Genomic DNA, 15,952 nt, shown 5'->3' with positions numbered 1-15,952 from the left:
CTGTCGTGTGCAGACTGCCGGTGCAGGCTGGCGCCCGGAGGGCAAAGCCTGTGCCCGTGGGCAGGCATGGCGTGGGAGATGTGGGGCGGGGAGCCCCTTGAAGTCATTGAGGTATGGGTTTTAGTAACCGCCTACCCCTGTGTCAGGGATGAAGCGGCCAGATGGCAGACGGAAGACCTGGGTGTCGATGCCGCCGTTGCGGTCAAAGCGCAGGTAGCGCCAGCCCGGGCCCTGCATGTCGAGGGCAAAATCGTGGGATAAAGGCTCAAACTGAATGGAGGTTGACGGGGTAGCAATATAGCGAATACCGTCGTGGACCTGGTCATACTCCTGATGAACATGGCCGCTGAGTACCAGTTTGATATTTGGGAAACCGGCTATGAAGTTATTGAACTCATCCTGATTATGCATGGTCTGGGTATCAAGCCAGTTGCTCCTGACCAGACGTGGCAGGTGATGGACCAGTACGGCTGTATTGAGCTCAGGATGGTTGTCACAGCAGGCTTTGAGGTAGTTGAGCTGATCGCGCTCTACCCAGCCATGAGGAACGCTGTAGACTTCAGAATTGAGGAAAACGAACTGCCAGTTGTTGCAAATCAGGGAGCGTTCGGTGTGAACGCCGAAGTTGTGAAGGATACGGTACATCAAAGGACCGTCATCATGATTGCCCGGCACAAAGAATACCGGTTTTTGCAGCATGGCAATGGCGTGGGCAAAACGCTGATAGGAGCTTACTGAGTAATCCTGACTGATATCGCCTGTTACTACCACAATATCAAAGTGCAGTGACTGATTGGCCACAGCCTCAAGTACGGCCTTGAATGAATCAGCAGTACGCACTCCCAGCAAGGTCCCGGCTTCCTCGGCAAACAGATGTAAGTCGGTGAGCTGGAGGACGCTGATATGCTCCTCATCGCCTTTCAACTGCAGATTAAATGTAGTCATGCCAAAACCGCCAGAAACTTAACTGCCTGTCATTCAGTATTTCTAAAAAGCAAAACAGCCCAGGTCAGTACAGCCGCAAATCAGCCGCTGCTGCCACTGGGGCAACCGCAAGTCGCGCAGCTGAAGGTGCAGCTGCCTGCAGGTGAGTACTTCCTGTATGCCAGTACAGGGATACCTGATGTGAATTACAGAGGCAATTGAGCCAAAATCCTTGATCAGGAAAAAAACATAAACAACTTCAACAGGACCATAAAACCCGGCTGTCTGCTGTCAAAGCAGGCGCTGACTGTAGTCTGTCCGGTCCAGTACTGGACTGTGCCATCGTGCCTTTGTGCCTGCTGCACATCAAGGTGCCCTGACGGCCCCCGTTAAAGCATGCAGACTGGCTGTTGTGGAGCATTCTGATGCCTACGTCAGGCGTGGGCGCAATCCCGTGCGCATATATTACCGGATAATAATTTCAAGAAAAGTTAATCCGATAACATTCTTGCCATCGATTGCGCAGATTGGAGAACTTTTTTCAGCAAATTTGCCATAAATCACACAAAAGGCCCCTCACCACATATCACAGCCCGTCCCAACAGCCTCTATGACCGCTAAATATACGTGTGATTTGAACCTGAGCGTTCACTGTGCTCCCTGCCCTTGCCACTATACCGGCAAAAGCCCCATGTCCCTGATGCCAGTCTCAGTGTGAAAGCATACCTGTGCCTGTGAAGGCCCATCAGGCGTCCGCAGCATGCGCCGGCCGGAAAACAGACAGCCCTGACAACCACCAGGGGCTATCAGGGCTGACATCGTTTGCCGTTGCTGCAGAGGCGCCGACATGGCGCTCAGTCCTGCCGGACACGGCAGTATTGCTGCGTCATGCGCGCATGCGCAGGTCGGCGCCGGGCTTAGTCCATGATTTGGGCAAAGGACTGACAGATTTCATCGTAGTAAATCTGCAGATGCTGCAGAGCCATGAGGGCAGCGGCATTGCAGATACGGCCGTTGCGGCACAGCTCAAAGGCCTTCTGGGCCGGAATCTTGAAGATGCGTATGTCCTCTTCTTCGCTGTCCAGACCGCCATGGCTTAGCAGATGGTCAGCTTTGATCTTGCCAATGTAGAGAGTGACGCGCTCAGAGCATCCGCCCGGGCTTGGGTACACTGAGTTGATGTAGTGCAGGTGCTCAGCTGTGATTTTGATGCCTGACTCTTCCTGAAGCTCACGGATAGCAGCCTCAATTTCACTCTCGCCCTTGTCAATCATGCCGGCCACGATTTCAATGAGCCATGGGGATACAGGATCCTTTAAGGCGCCGGGGCGGAACTGCTCGATGAGCACAACCTCACCACTTTCCGGGTCAAAAGGAAGAATGGCTACGGCATCGGTACCGCGCTCAAAAATTATGCGGTCGAGAATACGGGTAGTGTGTCCGTTGAACTTGCGGTGGGAAACACGGTAGAGATCGAGGGCAAAACGCCTTTCGTACAGACGGGTCTGCTCGTGAACCTCGACATCCTTGATAGTAAAACGTGGAGCAGCCAGCTCGTCAAATCTGTCCATAAAAGAAAACACCTGATGATATAAAAACCCATGGGCACCCGGCAGGCGGTGCTGTCTGCGGCCCAGCGGCCCCTGCACATAGTCTGTGGCAGCACCAGATAACATGCACGGCTGTATCCGTGGTGCCCACACCTCTTTTGTGCGCAATATGGCCTGTCCTTACGCTGCGACCAGGTGCGCCCTCATGGCTACAGGGATGAACCCTGGCAAAGCTATTGTAACCTTAATTGTCAGGCGCGAAATGCTCCGACCGGTCCATATTGCAGCAATGCCGCACAGTTCACTTACTTTTGATAATTTCAGTCCCGCCCGCCCTCAAAAGTTGCAACCATCTGAGCCTGCCCCCAGGCCGGGCCATGGTCACAGACAGGCCGTAGTCCCGGACTGGCTATGGGCCAGGCAATGGCCCGGTGCCTGGTCACGGCCATGGCCCCGGCCGCCCGGCCGCTGCCGCAGCTGCCGGCTCTGGCGGCTGCGACGGCGGCGGGGCGTCACAGGCGGCTCAATTTGTTAAACTATGGACAGCGACAGCACAGCTGGTACTGAGCTGAGATCAAGGCAGCAGAAGATCAGAACCAATGGGGCTGTCAGTGCCGGTTATCAAATGAGGTAAACCATGTCCAAGATTGTTTTAAAGAATGCTACTGCTCTTACTGACAGTGGTTTCCGTCAGACAGAAATCCTGATTGAGGGCGATACCATTGCCCGTATTGAGCCTTCCATCAATGAAAAGGCCGATCGTGAGATTGACTGTACCGGCCAGCTGGTGCTGCCAGGTCTTATCGATGCCCACGTGCACTTCAGACAGCCTGGTCTTGAGCATAAGGGCACCATTGCCACTGAGTCCGTAGCTGCAGCTCTGGGCGGTGTGACTTCCTACATGGAAATGCCTAACACCAGCCCGTCCACCACCACTGTTGAGGCCCTGCATGACAAAAAGGCCATTGCCGCCCGTGACAGCATGGTCAATTACGCCTTCTATCTGGGCGCCGGTGAGAACAATCTTGAGGAGGTCAAGCGCGTTGACCCTCATGAAATTGCCGGTATCAAGATTTACATGGGCTCAACCACAGGCAATCTGCTGCTTGATGATGACAGCGCCCTTTATAAGATGTTTGAAGCCTCACCTGCTCTGGTAGCTACCCACTGCGAGGACAATGGCATCATAAACGCCAATACCGCCAGGGCAAAGGAAATGTACGGCGATGATATTCCTTTTGAAATGCATCCTGTAATCCGCAACCGCGACTGCTGCCTCAAGTCCTCAAAACTGGCCATTGAAGCTGCTCTGGCTACCAGAAAGCGCCTGCACATCATGCACCTGAGCTCAGCTGAGGAAGTAGCCATGATGGCTCAGTTTGCCCACGGTCCTTTACATGAGCGCCAGGTATCAGCCGAGGTCTGTATCCCTCACATGTTCTTCAACGACAGTGACTATCAGCGCCTCAAGGGCTTTTTAAAGTGCAACCCGGCCGTCAAGTTTGAGCGTGACCGTCAGGCCCTGCTCAAGGGACTGCGCACCGGTGTAATCTCCACTGTCGGCACCGATCACGCCCCTCATGAGCTGGCCGTCAAGAAGAGCGACAAGTACCTCAACGTGGCCTCAGGCCTGCCATCAGTGCAGTTCAGCCTCAATGTCATTTTTGAGCTGGCCCGCCGTCGCGAAATCAGCCTTGAAGAAGGCATAAAGGCCGCTACCATCAATGTGGCCGAGCGCTTTGGCATTGAAAAGCGCGGCGCCATCAAGGAAGGCTGGTTTGCCGATATCGCCATCATCGATCCGCGCGTTCACTACACCGTAACTCAGGATGACATTGCCTCCCTGTGCAAGTGGTCCCCAATGCTGGGCGAATCTTTCAGCTGCATGGTCACCCACACCATTGCCTCAGGCAATCTGGTAGTTGCTGACAGCAGGATTTGCTCAGAGCCGGGCAAGGCCATGGCCCTGCGTTTCAACCACTAAGAGCGCAGGCCCGCCGCCGCACTGACGCTGGCCTGGCGCAGCAGCGGCGTCGGGCCTGGCGCAGCCGGCCTGTCACAATCCTGCATGTCGGGCCGGTTCTGGCCTGTCAGAAAAGCAAAAGCCCTGAAGTCCACTTAAGGATTTCAGGGCTTTTGTTTTGGAGCCGGCCGACAGCCGGCTGTGGACACGGCCAGGCGCTGCCCAGGGGCCGTGAGGGCATGGGCAGCTTTGGGCCGTGAGGGGCTACAGGACTATGTAGCCAATCTTTCTGTAGACGTCATCGAGAGTCTTCTGAGCGCGCTCGGAGGCGGCTTCGGCGCCCTTTTTAAGCACTTCCCTCATATAGGCCTCGTCGCCACGGATTTGCTTATAGCGCTGCTGTACAGGCTCGAGCATGGCCACTACGGCCTCGCCTACTTCGGCCTTGAAGGTGCCGTACATGGAGCCCCTGAAGTGCTCAACGAGCTCACTGATATCGCGTCCGGTGGCGGCAGACATGAGCTCAAGCAGGTTGGATACGCCAGGCTTCTTATCCCAGTCGTAGGCAACTACAGGAGGGTCATCACTGTCGGTAACGGCGCTCTTGATCTTCTTGAGAATGGACTTTGGCTCCTCAAGAATGCGGATAACATTCTTTGGATTGTCATCGGACTTGGACATCTTCTTGCCCGGATCCTGAAGTGACATGACGCGTCCGCCGGCCTTTGGAATCAGGCCCTCAGGCAGGGTAAAGGTCTGACCGTAGATGCTGTTGAAGCGCTCGGCAATGTCACGGGTCAGCTCGATGTGCTGGCGCTGATCGTCACCTACAGGAATCTTCTTTGCCTGGTAGAGCAGGATGTCGGCAGCCATGAGCACAGGGTAGTTGAACAGACCTGCAGTGATATTGCTCTCATAGCGCTTGGCCTTGTCCTTGAACTGGGTCATGCGGTTGAGTTCACCTACCTGGGTGTAGCAGTTTAAGACCCAGCTGAGCTCAGTATGAGCTGGCACATGGGACTGCAGGAAGATGATGGACCTGGCCGGGTCAATACCGCAGGCCATGAAAACTGCCAGGGTATTGAGGGTAGTCTCACGCAGCATATCAGGATCCTGACGCACGGTGATGGCGTGCTGATCCACTACGCAGAAGATACAGTCGGACTCATCCTGCATTGGAACCCAGTTACGTAAGGAGCCAATATAATTTCCTATTGAGAGTTCTCCTGAAGGCTGGATGCCTGAAAAAATAATATCTTTGGCCATAAAAGGTTCCTGAACTGATACTGCCTCGCGGCAGGTTAAGGGCAGATGCGACAGGCACGCAAGGGGCGGCCTCAAGTGGGCCGCCCCTGTGCTTCAGACAGCCTGGCAGCTCACAGCTGTGAGCAGCCTTGCTGTCTGCCCTGTATGAATACTTATGATAACTGAGTGCTGACCTTATCCCGGCCCATGCACCTTAACAGGCAGGGATCAGGTCATCTGGCAGCCACAGAGCGGCCGTAGGCAGCCAGGGCCAGGCATGCGACTGCCTGTGCAGCAGCCGAATGGCACACCCTGGGTGGCCGTGGCAGCCCCAGGGTGGCCGTGGCGGGTCTAGGCCTGTCTTTCGGGCAGTGATTTGATGAGCTCGGTGAGCTGACCAAAGCTGTCAAAAAGGTAATCGGGATCGCAGGTGGTGCGCAGGTCAAAGCCGCCATCGTAGCCGTAGGTAAAGGCCACGCATGGCATGCCGGCGGCACGGGCTGCATTGACATCGGAGATGGAGTCACCCACCATCAGGGCGTCAGCAGGCTCTACGCCCAGCTCTCTGAGCACATGGTACAGAGGCTCAGGGGCAGGCTTGCGCTCCTTGAGTACCTCGCCGCCCAGAATGCCGCCCAGATAAGGAGTTAGCCCTGCGTAGCTCAGCAGCGGTACGGCATAGACATGAGGCTTGTTGGTTACCACGCCCAGCTTTATGCCATGGGCCTTAAACCACTCAAAGCCCTCGCGCACTCCCTCAAAAACCTCAAAGTCGGTGCTCAGACCACGGGTGTAGTGGCGGGAGAAAAGCTCGCGGGCCTGATTGAGCTGCTCCTCCGGAACTTCCTCGACCCTGACATCATGACGACCTAGGATAATGCGGCACAGCAGCATGTTAAGGCCATTGCCCACGTAATGACTCATGTTTTCCACGGAAGGAGGCTCAAGCCCCATATCACGGGCCACTGCTATGGCGGCAAGAGAAAGCTGCGGCAAAGTGTGCAGCAAAGTACCGTCAAGGTCAAACAAAATGGCCTTTGGCCTGAACTCCAGCTTCATACAAAACTCCTTACTGTACTGAAAACGGCCGGCGCGTGATGCCAGCCTGGGCAGCCGGCGCGTGATGCCAGCCTGGGCAGCCGGCGCATGCCGCTGCCGATGCAGGCCTGGTGCCTGCAAGCGGCAGCTGATCGGCTGCGCGGTGCTGAGCCTGATTATTATGCCATGGCCTGATGCAGGTTCTTAACTACCTGAGCGTAATCGTCCTTGTTAAAGAGGGCCGATCCGACCACAAAAAGCTCGGCACCGGCATCGGCACAGGCACGAATGGTATCAGGGGCTACGCCGCCATCGACCTCGATGCGGATGTCCCTGCCGGCACGCTGAGCCATGGCCTTGACGTCGGCAATCTTCTTCATCATGGAAGGAATAAGCTTCTGGCCGCCAAAGCCTGGGTTTACGGTCATGATGAGCACGAAATCAAGGCGCTCCCACAGATAGTCAAGGCAGGAGATATCGGTGCCTGGATTGAACACCAGTCCGGCCTGACAGCCCTGCTCACGGATAAAGGACAGATAGCGATCCACATGAGGGGTGGCCTCAGGATGGAAGGAAATCATGGAGGCACCGGCACGGGCATAATCAGTAAGAATCTTGTCATTAATCGGGTCAACCATGAGGTGCACATCAAGCACGGCCTCAGGGAAACGGCCTCTGATAGCCTTGAGCAGATCAGGACCAAAGGTCAGATTCTGCACAAAGTGGTAGTCCATAACATCAAAGTGGATGATATCGACACCGGCATCCAGAGCCTTTTGAATGTCATTGCCCAGATCCAGAAGATCGGCTGCCAGAATGGAGCCGGCGATTAAATGCTTCTTTTCCATAATTTAAAAATGTCAGGTAAGCAGAGCCTCAGAGCTCTGAGAGCCCGATTATTCAGGCCAAACAAAAAAGTAAAAGGAAGTTACTGCAGGGCCGGGGCGTCCAGCCACGGCTGCATGCACAGTGCGCCGCAGCGCAGCTGTGCTGTGCTGTGCTGCAGGCCGGGGAGGCCGGCCACGGCTGCAGACCTGGTGCGGCCCAGGTCCTGGCAAGTATAAAGGCCCTGCACCGCAGCGCAGTTACGCTGCAGCACAGGGCCCATATGTCGGTTCAGGTTACATAAGTTCCTGAATTACTGTCTGATTTCGGCCTTGGCATCGGACACGCGCTTGGCAAAAGGAGTAGCTCCCTGAGACACAGTGCGTGGGATGTTGCGGGCGGCAGCCATGGCTTCCTCGCGTGAACCGAAGTCACCGGCCATGAGAATGAACCATGGGCGGCCATTACGGGAGCTTGGCACAATCCAGTAGTGACCGGACAGGCCACGGGCAGCGGCGGCCACATTGGCGCGGTTGGAGCCGGAAACAATCTGAACTGTGTAGCGGCCGTCTGGCAGATTACGCAGCTGGTCGATTGTAGCCTCAGTGCCGTTGCCATTGTGAACAGGGGCGGCAGCAGCCGGCTGACGGGCGGCGGCCTGCTGGCGCTGCTCATCTGCAAGGCTGATGACCTGACCTGCACGTAATGGAGGACGGGCCGGCTGAGCTGGCTGGGCAGGCTGGGCCGGACGCTGAGCGGCTGCCTGCTGGGCTGCCTGCTGGGCAGCTTTCTGAGCTGCAGCCTGCTGGGCAGCTTTTTGCTCAGCTGCCTTCTTCTGGGCAGCCTGCTGGGCGGCCAGCTGACGGTCAGCCTCTTCCATGGCAGCCTTCTGGGCAGCCAGCTGAGCTGCCCTCTGAGCCTGGGCACGATCCTGGTTTAACTTGTCCATGGCAGCCTGCTCAAGGGCAGCGCGGTCAGCAGGATTGTGAGGTGGCTGACGGTTTGCCTGGGCGGCAGCCTGCTGAGCGGCCTGCTGGGCTGCCAGAGCCTGCTGGGCGGCCTGCTGAGCAGCCAGCTTCTGCTGGAGCTCCTGCTGGCTTACCACAGGTGGAGCAACTATATGGGTAATCTGACCCTGGGCATTGGCATCAACATGGTTGAAATTGTCGCCACGGCGCAGGACAGGAATGGCAGGTTTGGCAGGAGCCTGCTGCTGAGCTACAGATCCTCCCACTCCCCGGGGATAGGCAGAGCCATTGGCTCCGCCTTCTATTTTTTCAAGCTCTTTGCCTGAGAGGGTTACGGAATGTTCGGTCTTTGGAGCTGCAGCTTCGGCATCAATACCGCCTGGCACGCCCTGAGGGAGCACGCCTTCATCTGAATCAAGGCCCTTGAAGTCCTCAGGACCATTGTTGAGCACCAGGCCCTCGCCATTGGCTACCACAGACTGAGCAGGACGGCTGCTCTCATCATCGGATCCAAAGAGGCTGCCTCCAAGGAAGATTGGGATAAGGCAGGCGACCACGATGATAATGCAGACAATGGTGACGAAAATACCTACTGAGCTGCTCTTTTTCTTTGCTTTAGGCGCATTGACCTTGCCGCCTGAGCGGCCTCTGTCATTGCTTACCGATGGCGTGGTCGGATCCTTCATGAGTTTCTCCGTTATTGAAATAATCTGGCTGATATTTCCTTTGGCCGCTGCCAGAGCGTCCGGCAGCTTGTTGGAAATGGCATTGTAAATGCGCATGGTATTCTGCAGCGCAAACATGTGACGCGAGAGCACCATGGCTTCCTGGATGTTCAGCGGCGGTATCTGCATGGCCAGCACTTCGGCCTTGCCTGCATAGTAACTGACCTTTTCCTCGGCCCACAGCGGGTGACAGACGAGCACAAAGGCAAAACGTCCCTGACCTGCAAACTGCTCATGAAGAGCCAGCAGCTCGTTGTAGAAAGAAGATACTACACTGTCGATGTCATCAACGACTACAAGAATCTTGTGATTGTAGGGAATGTGGGCCTTTTGCAGAGCATCTGCCAGATTGATGTCAGTATCGAACTGACCGCTGGGCAGCATCTGCTGTAAAAAGAGCTCACGCAGTCTCTGCAGTGCCATGTCCTTGTGGCAGGGAATAAAGACGGCACGCATTCTGGAGTCAGTCTCGTTGACTATCTGCTCACAGACTACGGTACGTCCTGAACCGCTGTCACCGGACAGAAGAATAAAACTTTCGTTGGCAACTACATTATTTACCAGTTCCCGACAAAATCGCTTTTGACTTTCTAAAGAGGCAAGTGCTTCTATGTCCACGGTCGTTTCCTTGTTCCATCCCTGCCACGCAGGCTCTGCCCGGCACGACCGCCACCACAGGCGGGGCTGTGCAGGTTCATTCCATGCTGCAGGCTGCATCAAAGATGCACTCTGCCCGGCAGGTACCGGGGTTAAGGCTCCTTAAGTTACGGACAGCAAGTCAGCACCAGCGAGGCTCAAAAGCACCACTGGAGCGGCGGCCCGTTGTCTGTCCAGGTCCCACAAGAGGCCCCGGGCAGAAACCACCAGAGAGAATTGGGGTGCACAAAATCACCATCTCCACCATCTTAACTAATGAATATTAATCAGGATATGGAGCTTGTTTATCCCTGCAATTTTAGCCTGGAAAACGGCCTTTGCCAAAAGTTATAACAACAAAAGACCAGGGTCCGGCCGCACTGTCCGGGGCGTCATCAGCGTCCCGGCACGGCCGGGCGCCCCCTTGCGCCATGGGCCCGGACGGAGACCGGGCGGGCGCCCAGGCCTCAGCCCTGCTCATGCAGGGCCGGGCCAGGCATGGCCAGGCCTGTCAGGGCAGGGCCAGGCTGGATATGGCCTGTCAGGTCAGGGAGCGGTACTGGTTGATAAGGTCGATAATGAGCTCGTCGTCAAGATCGTTGCACACAAAGCTCCTGCCAATACACTGAGGTATTACGTAGTTGATGCGGCCTGCCTTGACCTTTTTGTCATGACGCATGTGGGCAATGAAGTCAGCGCCCGTCAGTTCTGCAGGGACAGCCTGAGGCAGACCGTAGCGTGGCAGTATGTCTCTTATCTGCAGCCACTGCTGCTCACTCATGCCTTTGCCTGTCTTATATGAGACAAAGGCGGCTATGGCCATGCCCACAGCAACGGCCTCGCCGTGAAGCCAGGTACCAAAGCCCATGCCCACCTCAATGGCATGACCAAAGGTATGACCGTAGTTGAGCAGGGCACGCATGCCATGCTCCTTTTCATCCTGGGAAACTACATGGGCCTTCCACTCACAGCAGCGCCTGACCACATAAGACTGATCAAGCCCGGCAAAACCTGATGCCCTGTTGAGGTAATCAAAAAATTCCTGGTCGAGAATCACGCCATATTTGATGACCTCGGCCATACCGGCGGCAATCTCACGCTCAGGCAGGGTTTTGAGCATGTCCAGATCGGCTATGACCACCTTTGGCTGGTAAAAGGCGCCAATCATGTTCTTGCCGGCCGGATGGTTAATGGCTGTCTTGCCGCCTACCGAGGAGTCCACCATGGCAAGCAGTGTGGTCGGTACCTGAACAAAGTCCACGCCACGCTGATAGGTGGCGGCCGCAAAGCCGGTCATATCACCCACCACACCGCCACCAAGGGCCAGCAGCACGCAGTCACGACCAAGGCCGGCACTGAGCAGATCAGTCATGATCTGCATGTAGCTGTTCATGTCCTTATGGCTCTCGCCATCGGTAAGAATGCAGCTGCGGCAGACAAAATCATGCTCCTCAAGCTGTTTCTGTACTTTTTCCAGGTATAGCGGTGCCACAATATCATTAGTGACAATCATAATGTCACGACGCTCTGGCAGAGCCTGTCTTACCAGGGCTCCCACATCAAGACCGTGGCCGATGGCAATATCGTAGGAATGATCCCCAAGGGCAATATGAACTTTATCCATCAAAAGGCTCCTTACACTTAATTGGGCACAGGTACAGGTCACGCGCCGTCAGCATGGCTGACGCCGCTGACCGGCAGCGGCTGCCCGGCCGGGCAGCTACAGCTGGTGCGGGCTCAGGGCCTGCAGGCAGCGCTGCACTATGTTGTCAATGCTGTCATCAGTATCGATTACGGCCAGGGCAATTGAGCGGTACAGAGGATCGCGCTGAGCAAAGAGCTCGCTCAGGCGGCCCCTGATGTCCTGAACATGAATCATGGGACGGTTCTGGTCATGACGTACGCGCTCATACTGATGCTCCACATCAAGATGCAGATACAGGCACAGGCTGTGCGCAGCTATCAGGGCGCGGCTGTCCTCGCGGCCGGCCACACCGCCGCCACCTGCAATGACAGCAGGCAGCTGCGCCGGCCTGACTATATGCTCAGGGCAAAAGCTTTCATCGAGCAGGCTGCGCAGACAGTCATGTTCAAGCTCACGAAAGAAAGGCTCGCCCTTGGAGGCAAAGATGTCGGGAATGGACATGTGAGCCTGCTCGATTATGTAATCGTCATGATCAAGAAAGCTGCCATTGATACTCTGGGCCAGCCTGCGGCCAATGGTAGTCTTGCCGGCGCCCATGGGGCCTACCAGAAATACCGGCCGGTCAAATCTCATACAGTCATCTCCTCTGTCATCGGCGGCCTGTCCCGGGACGCCGCTTACACGCCCGTCAGGGCCGGGCGCGCGCGTCGCAGCTGCAGCCGCAGCTGCAGCAGCTGATGCCGCCGCCGGGGCCATGCCCTGCTGGGCCAGGTGGCTGCATCAGCATAAGGCACCGGGACGGGACTTGCCCATAGTCATGAGAGTCTTGCACCAGTTAAGAGCAGGACCCGGGGCTGTATCCTGGCACCAGCGGCCTGTGCAGCGCGACAAGTGCGGACCGGGGCCGGGGCCGCTGCCCTGGCGCGGCTCTGCCCGTGCCCTGGCTGCTGCCCTGCCGCCGCCGGAGGCATGGGCGATGGCGGGAAAATGGCGCCGGGGCCTGTATCGATGCGGGACGAAAATTGCATGGTTAAGACCTTATTTTGCTAAAATATAGAGTTCACATTATTTTTTGCAAGGAGCAAAGTGGTGTTTTCTAAAGCTATCAGGATTGCAAGAGCAGTCTTCTGGGCCGGTCTCTTCGGTGCTGCCCTGTCAGGCGGCGTCGTTGCGGCGGGCTATTACTCCACCCTGGAGGAACTGCCTGACGTTGAGGAACTCAAGCACGTAAGCTTTGAAACTCCGATGAAGATCTACACCAGTGACGGCAAGTTAATTGGTGAGTTCGGCGAGCACAAGCGTATTCCTGTCGATCTCAACGAGATCCCGGAAAAGATGCAGCAGGCTTTCCTTGCCATTGAAGATTCCCGTTTCTACGAGCACTCGGGCATTGACCCTGTTGGTATTTTACGTGCCGTGGTGGTAGCTGCCACCTCAGGCGGTGCCTCCCAGGGTGCCTCCACCATTACCCAGCAGGTAGCCCGTAACTTCTTCTTAACCCGTGACCGTACCCTTGAGCGCAAGATCAAGGAAGTGTTCATTGCCTGGCGTATTGAGCAGGTACTGTCCAAAGAGGAAATTCTCGAACTCTATCTGAACAAGATTGCACTGGGCCACCGCTCCTATGGCGTAGTTGCAGCTGCTCAGACCTATTATGGCAAGGCCCTCAAGGATCTGACCCTGGCTGAAATCGCCACCATTGCCGGTCTGCCAAAGGCCCCTTCCACCTTAAACCCTATTACCAGCCCAACGCGCGCCAAGGACCGCCGTCATCTGGTGCTCCAGCGTATGCTCACCCTGGGCTATATCACCCCTGAAGAGTTTGAAACAGCTGACGCCGCTCCGTCACGAGCCTTCTTCCACTCAGCCCCTCTTGAGGCCTATGCCCCATATGTAGCTGAAGAGGCCCGTCAGGCTGTGATAGCCAAATATGGCGAAAACGCCTATATCAAAGGCTTTAAGATCTACACCACTGTAGATTCACGCTTCCAGGAATTTGCCCACGACGCTATTTTCAGCTCTCTTACCGCTTACGATGTGCGCCATGGCTACCGTGGTCCGCTGTATAACATTTATGACCCGACCCGTGGTCTGCGCGGCAGCGAAAGACAGCCAGTGGCTAAAAACGGTACCAATGCCGGCGCCAATAACGGTGTCATTATCAAGGCCCGCCTGGAGCTGGCCCAGCAGCTGAGCGCCCAGAAGCGCAGCTATACCTACCGTGATCTCATCGCCGGTGTGGAAAACAACAATCCGCTGGCTGCCCGCATTGCCGAGGTTAATGCCAGTCTTGATTATGATGCCACCATGGACATACTGCGCCGTGAAAACAAATTGCGCAGCATTGATCCGGCCCTGGTGCTCACAGTTGATGATGAAAACCGTACTGCCACTGTGCTTACCCCCAAGGGCGAGCAGAAGCTGCTTACCTGGGAGGGCATGTCATGGGCCCGCGAATTTGTCACTGACAGAAAGCAGGGCGAACTGCCCTCACTGCCAGGTCAGTTCCTCATTGCCGGCGACATTATCTATACCTACGTAAAGACCATAGAGCCTAAAGAGGGCAGCAAGGATACGCAGCCGCGTGAAGTGCTGATGCTCACTCAGATACCTGATGTTGAGGCCGCGCTCATTTCCCTTGATCCTAAGAGCGGTGCCGTACTGGCCATGGCCGGCGGTTTTGACTTTGAAAAGAGCAAGTTCAACCGCACCACCCAGCTGCTGCGTCAGACCGGCTCAAGCTTCAAGCCATTTATCTACTCATCGGCCATAGCCTACGGTATAGCCCTGAACTCGGTTATTCCTGATGAGCCAATCAAGACCTGGGACATAGGCTCACGCAGCTGGTGGCAGCCACGTAACTCACCAAACCGCTTTGACGGTCTGATGACCATACGTGAGGGTCTGGCCCGCTCCAAGAACTCCATTGCTATCCGCACCATACGTCATGTGGGCGTGCCTAATGCCGTAGAGCACCTGCGCAAATTCAACATCATGGTGCCAAAGTTCCAGCAAAGTGAGTCCATGGCTCTTGGTTCTGTAGAGCTTACTCCTCTGCAAATGGCCACAGCCTATTCGGCCTTTGCCAATGGCGGCTATAAGATCACTCCGCATCTTATTGAGCGCATTGAGCTTGATAACGGTCAGGAGCTGTATCGCGCCTATCCAAAGATTGCTGATCACACTTTGCCAGATGCCATTGAAAACGCCATTTCCATGCAGTTCCGCAGGAATTACAAGCCAAATGCCCGTGACCTTGCGCTGGCCACCTTCGTCAATAAGCCTGAGATGACTGTGTTCCCAAATCTCAACCGTGATTTTTACGATCCGGCCGAGTATCTGGCCCAGGCCGTTTATGAGGGCAACCAGGCAAATCTGGACAATTCCCAGGCTCCATCGCAAATCCAGGCTGCCAACCAGATTCAGGGCATGGACAGAGTTGAAGGTCCGGATCCTGACGGCCAGCAGCCAGGCCCTGAGGGCGCCGCCGGCGCCCCGGGCATGGAGGGCACTGATGCCGCCGGCATGGCCGGAGCTACTGGCAATGAGAACATAGCTGTGCCTTTTGCCGTCGCTCAGAACGATGCTGCCGGACAGGGTCCGGCTGTAGTAAAGCCGGGCAACACCGCCTCTGTTTCTGTAGCCGCCCTTGCTGATCTTGACAGCCTTGGCAACCCTGACAGCCCGTACAAGACTGCACCGCAGATCTTAAGTCACGGCCATGCCTATCTGGTGGCCTCGCTTATGAGGTCCAATGTCTATGGCGGCAAGGGTCTTAACGGTCCTTACTACGGTACCGGCGCCAAGGCCGCACGCATGACTGATCGTAATGACATTCATGCCAAGACCGGTACTACCAATAATGTCCATGACGCCTGGTTCTCAGGCTTTAATGGCAATATGGTGGTTACTGCCTGGGTAGGCTTTGATAATGACCGTGACCTTGGTTATACCCGCGCCATTGGTTCAGAAAGTGGTGGTGCTACTGCGCTGCCAATGTTCTCAAACTTCTTCAAACGCGCTCAGGAGGGTCTGCCTTCAGCTGACATTCCACGCCCTTATGGTCTTACCTGGACCAGTAACCGCGAGATTGCCGAGCCGGCCATTCCAGGCATGATCGTTATCGACGATGGCTCCAGCGCAAAGAGCATTCGCAACACCGGTATCGACAGCTCCAACGTCGATACTGAAGGCGAAATCTTCTAAGCGCCGCCAGCATTGCGCCAGCGGCGCCCCAATAAAGCAGCCCGATCCCCACAGGATCGGGCTGTTTTTTTTTCAGGGCAGCTAAAGGGCCGCCCCCTGCTGGTAATATCATTAAAGGACAGCCGCCCCGCCGACGCCTGCGCCGGCGCTGGCCCGGTACCGGGCCGGGCGGCTGCACATGCTCAAAACCGCCTGGGCCCTGCTGTGAGGCCCGGGACAGGCAGCGG

At 56.2% G+C, this 15,952-nt stretch carries 10 protein-coding genes; 2 read left to right on the top strand and 8 right to left on the bottom strand.

Annotation, left to right across the window (positions count from 1 at the left end):
• Positions 1–120 precede the first annotated feature (120 nt).
• Both cpdA and MXE39_RS03310 read right to left on the bottom strand, forming a co-directional pair.
• Entirely contained in the window at positions 121–945 is an 825-nt protein-coding gene (cpdA, locus tag MXE39_RS03315; protein WP_246977249.1) for a 3',5'-cyclic-AMP phosphodiesterase, read from the bottom strand.
• A gap of 896 nt (positions 946–1,841) precedes the next feature.
• Positions 1,842–2,495, bottom strand: a complete 654-nt coding sequence (locus MXE39_RS03310; RefSeq protein WP_246977248.1) for an NUDIX domain-containing protein — start codon at positions 2,493–2,495, stop codon at positions 1,842–1,844.
• 616 nt (positions 2,496–3,111) lie between these two features.
• Between MXE39_RS03310 and MXE39_RS03305 the strand changes: the two genes are divergently transcribed.
• Positions 3,112–4,458, top strand: coding sequence for an amidohydrolase family protein (locus MXE39_RS03305; protein WP_246977247.1), 1,347 nt, complete (start codon positions 3,112–3,114; stop codon positions 4,456–4,458).
• Positions 4,459–4,701: 243 nt separating this feature from the next.
• Here MXE39_RS03305 and trpS read toward each other — a convergent pair whose 3' ends face one another.
• From trpS to MXE39_RS03275, 6 genes are all read right to left on the bottom strand, one after another.
• A complete protein-coding gene (gene trpS / locus MXE39_RS03300) occupies positions 4,702–5,703 on the bottom strand; it encodes a tryptophan--tRNA ligase (protein ID WP_246977246.1) in 1,002 nt (333 codons plus the stop codon).
• Positions 5,704–6,033: 330 nt separating this feature from the next.
• Positions 6,034–6,741, bottom strand: a complete 708-nt coding sequence (locus MXE39_RS03295) for an HAD-IA family hydrolase (protein ID WP_246977245.1) — start codon at positions 6,739–6,741, stop codon at positions 6,034–6,036.
• Positions 6,742–6,899: 158 nt separating this feature from the next.
• Entirely contained in the window at positions 6,900–7,568 is a 669-nt protein-coding gene (gene rpe / locus MXE39_RS03290; RefSeq protein WP_246977244.1) for a ribulose-phosphate 3-epimerase, read from the bottom strand.
• A 290-nt stretch (positions 7,569–7,858) separates the two neighbouring features.
• A complete protein-coding gene (locus tag MXE39_RS03285) occupies positions 7,859–9,856 on the bottom strand; it encodes an AAA family ATPase (RefSeq protein WP_246977243.1) in 1,998 nt (665 codons plus the stop codon).
• 559 nt (positions 9,857–10,415) lie between these two features.
• The gene (gene aroB / locus MXE39_RS03280; protein ID WP_246977242.1) at positions 10,416–11,498 is read right to left on the bottom strand and encodes a 3-dehydroquinate synthase; all 1,083 of its coding nucleotides are present in this window, start codon (positions 11,496–11,498) and stop codon (positions 10,416–10,418) included.
• Positions 11,499–11,594: 96 nt separating this feature from the next.
• The gene (locus tag MXE39_RS03275; RefSeq protein WP_246977241.1) at positions 11,595–12,152 is read right to left on the bottom strand and encodes a shikimate kinase; all 558 of its coding nucleotides are present in this window, start codon (positions 12,150–12,152) and stop codon (positions 11,595–11,597) included.
• A 453-nt stretch (positions 12,153–12,605) separates the two neighbouring features.
• Between MXE39_RS03275 and MXE39_RS03270 the strand changes: the two genes are divergently transcribed.
• Positions 12,606–15,725, top strand: coding sequence for a transglycosylase domain-containing protein (locus tag MXE39_RS03270; protein WP_246977240.1), 3,120 nt, complete (start codon positions 12,606–12,608; stop codon positions 15,723–15,725).
• Positions 15,726–15,952 lie beyond the last annotated feature (227 nt).

This window comes from Anaerobiospirillum sp. NML120511 (genome assembly GCF_023050955.1).
In the GTDB taxonomy this organism is placed as follows: domain Bacteria; phylum Pseudomonadota; class Gammaproteobacteria; order Enterobacterales; family Succinivibrionaceae; genus Anaerobiospirillum.
The sequence above is the reverse complement of the archived record's forward strand: the minus strand, read 5'-3'. Positions and strand labels throughout refer to the sequence as shown.

Excerpts from the sequence above, each read along its gene's own strand:
- cpdA (WP_246977249.1), bottom strand. The coding sequence starts at position 945 with ATGACTACATTTAATCTGCAGTTGAAAGGCGATGAGGAGCATATCAGC.
- MXE39_RS03310 (WP_246977248.1), bottom strand. The coding sequence starts at position 2,495 with ATGGACAGATTTGACGAGCTGGCTGCTCCACGTTTTACTATCAAGGAT.
- MXE39_RS03305 (WP_246977247.1), top strand. The coding sequence starts at position 3,112 with ATGTCCAAGATTGTTTTAAAGAATGCTACTGCTCTTACTGACAGTGGT.
- trpS (WP_246977246.1), bottom strand. The coding sequence starts at position 5,703 with ATGGCCAAAGATATTATTTTTTCAGGCATCCAGCCTTCAGGAGAACTC.
- MXE39_RS03295 (WP_246977245.1), bottom strand. The coding sequence starts at position 6,741 with ATGAAGCTGGAGTTCAGGCCAAAGGCCATTTTGTTTGACCTTGACGGT.
- rpe (WP_246977244.1), bottom strand. The coding sequence starts at position 7,568 with ATGGAAAAGAAGCATTTAATCGCCGGCTCCATTCTGGCAGCCGATCTT.
- aroB (WP_246977242.1), bottom strand. The coding sequence starts at position 11,498 with ATGGATAAAGTTCATATTGCCCTTGGGGATCATTCCTACGATATTGCC.
- MXE39_RS03275 (WP_246977241.1), bottom strand. The coding sequence starts at position 12,152 with ATGAGATTTGACCGGCCGGTATTTCTGGTAGGCCCCATGGGCGCCGGC.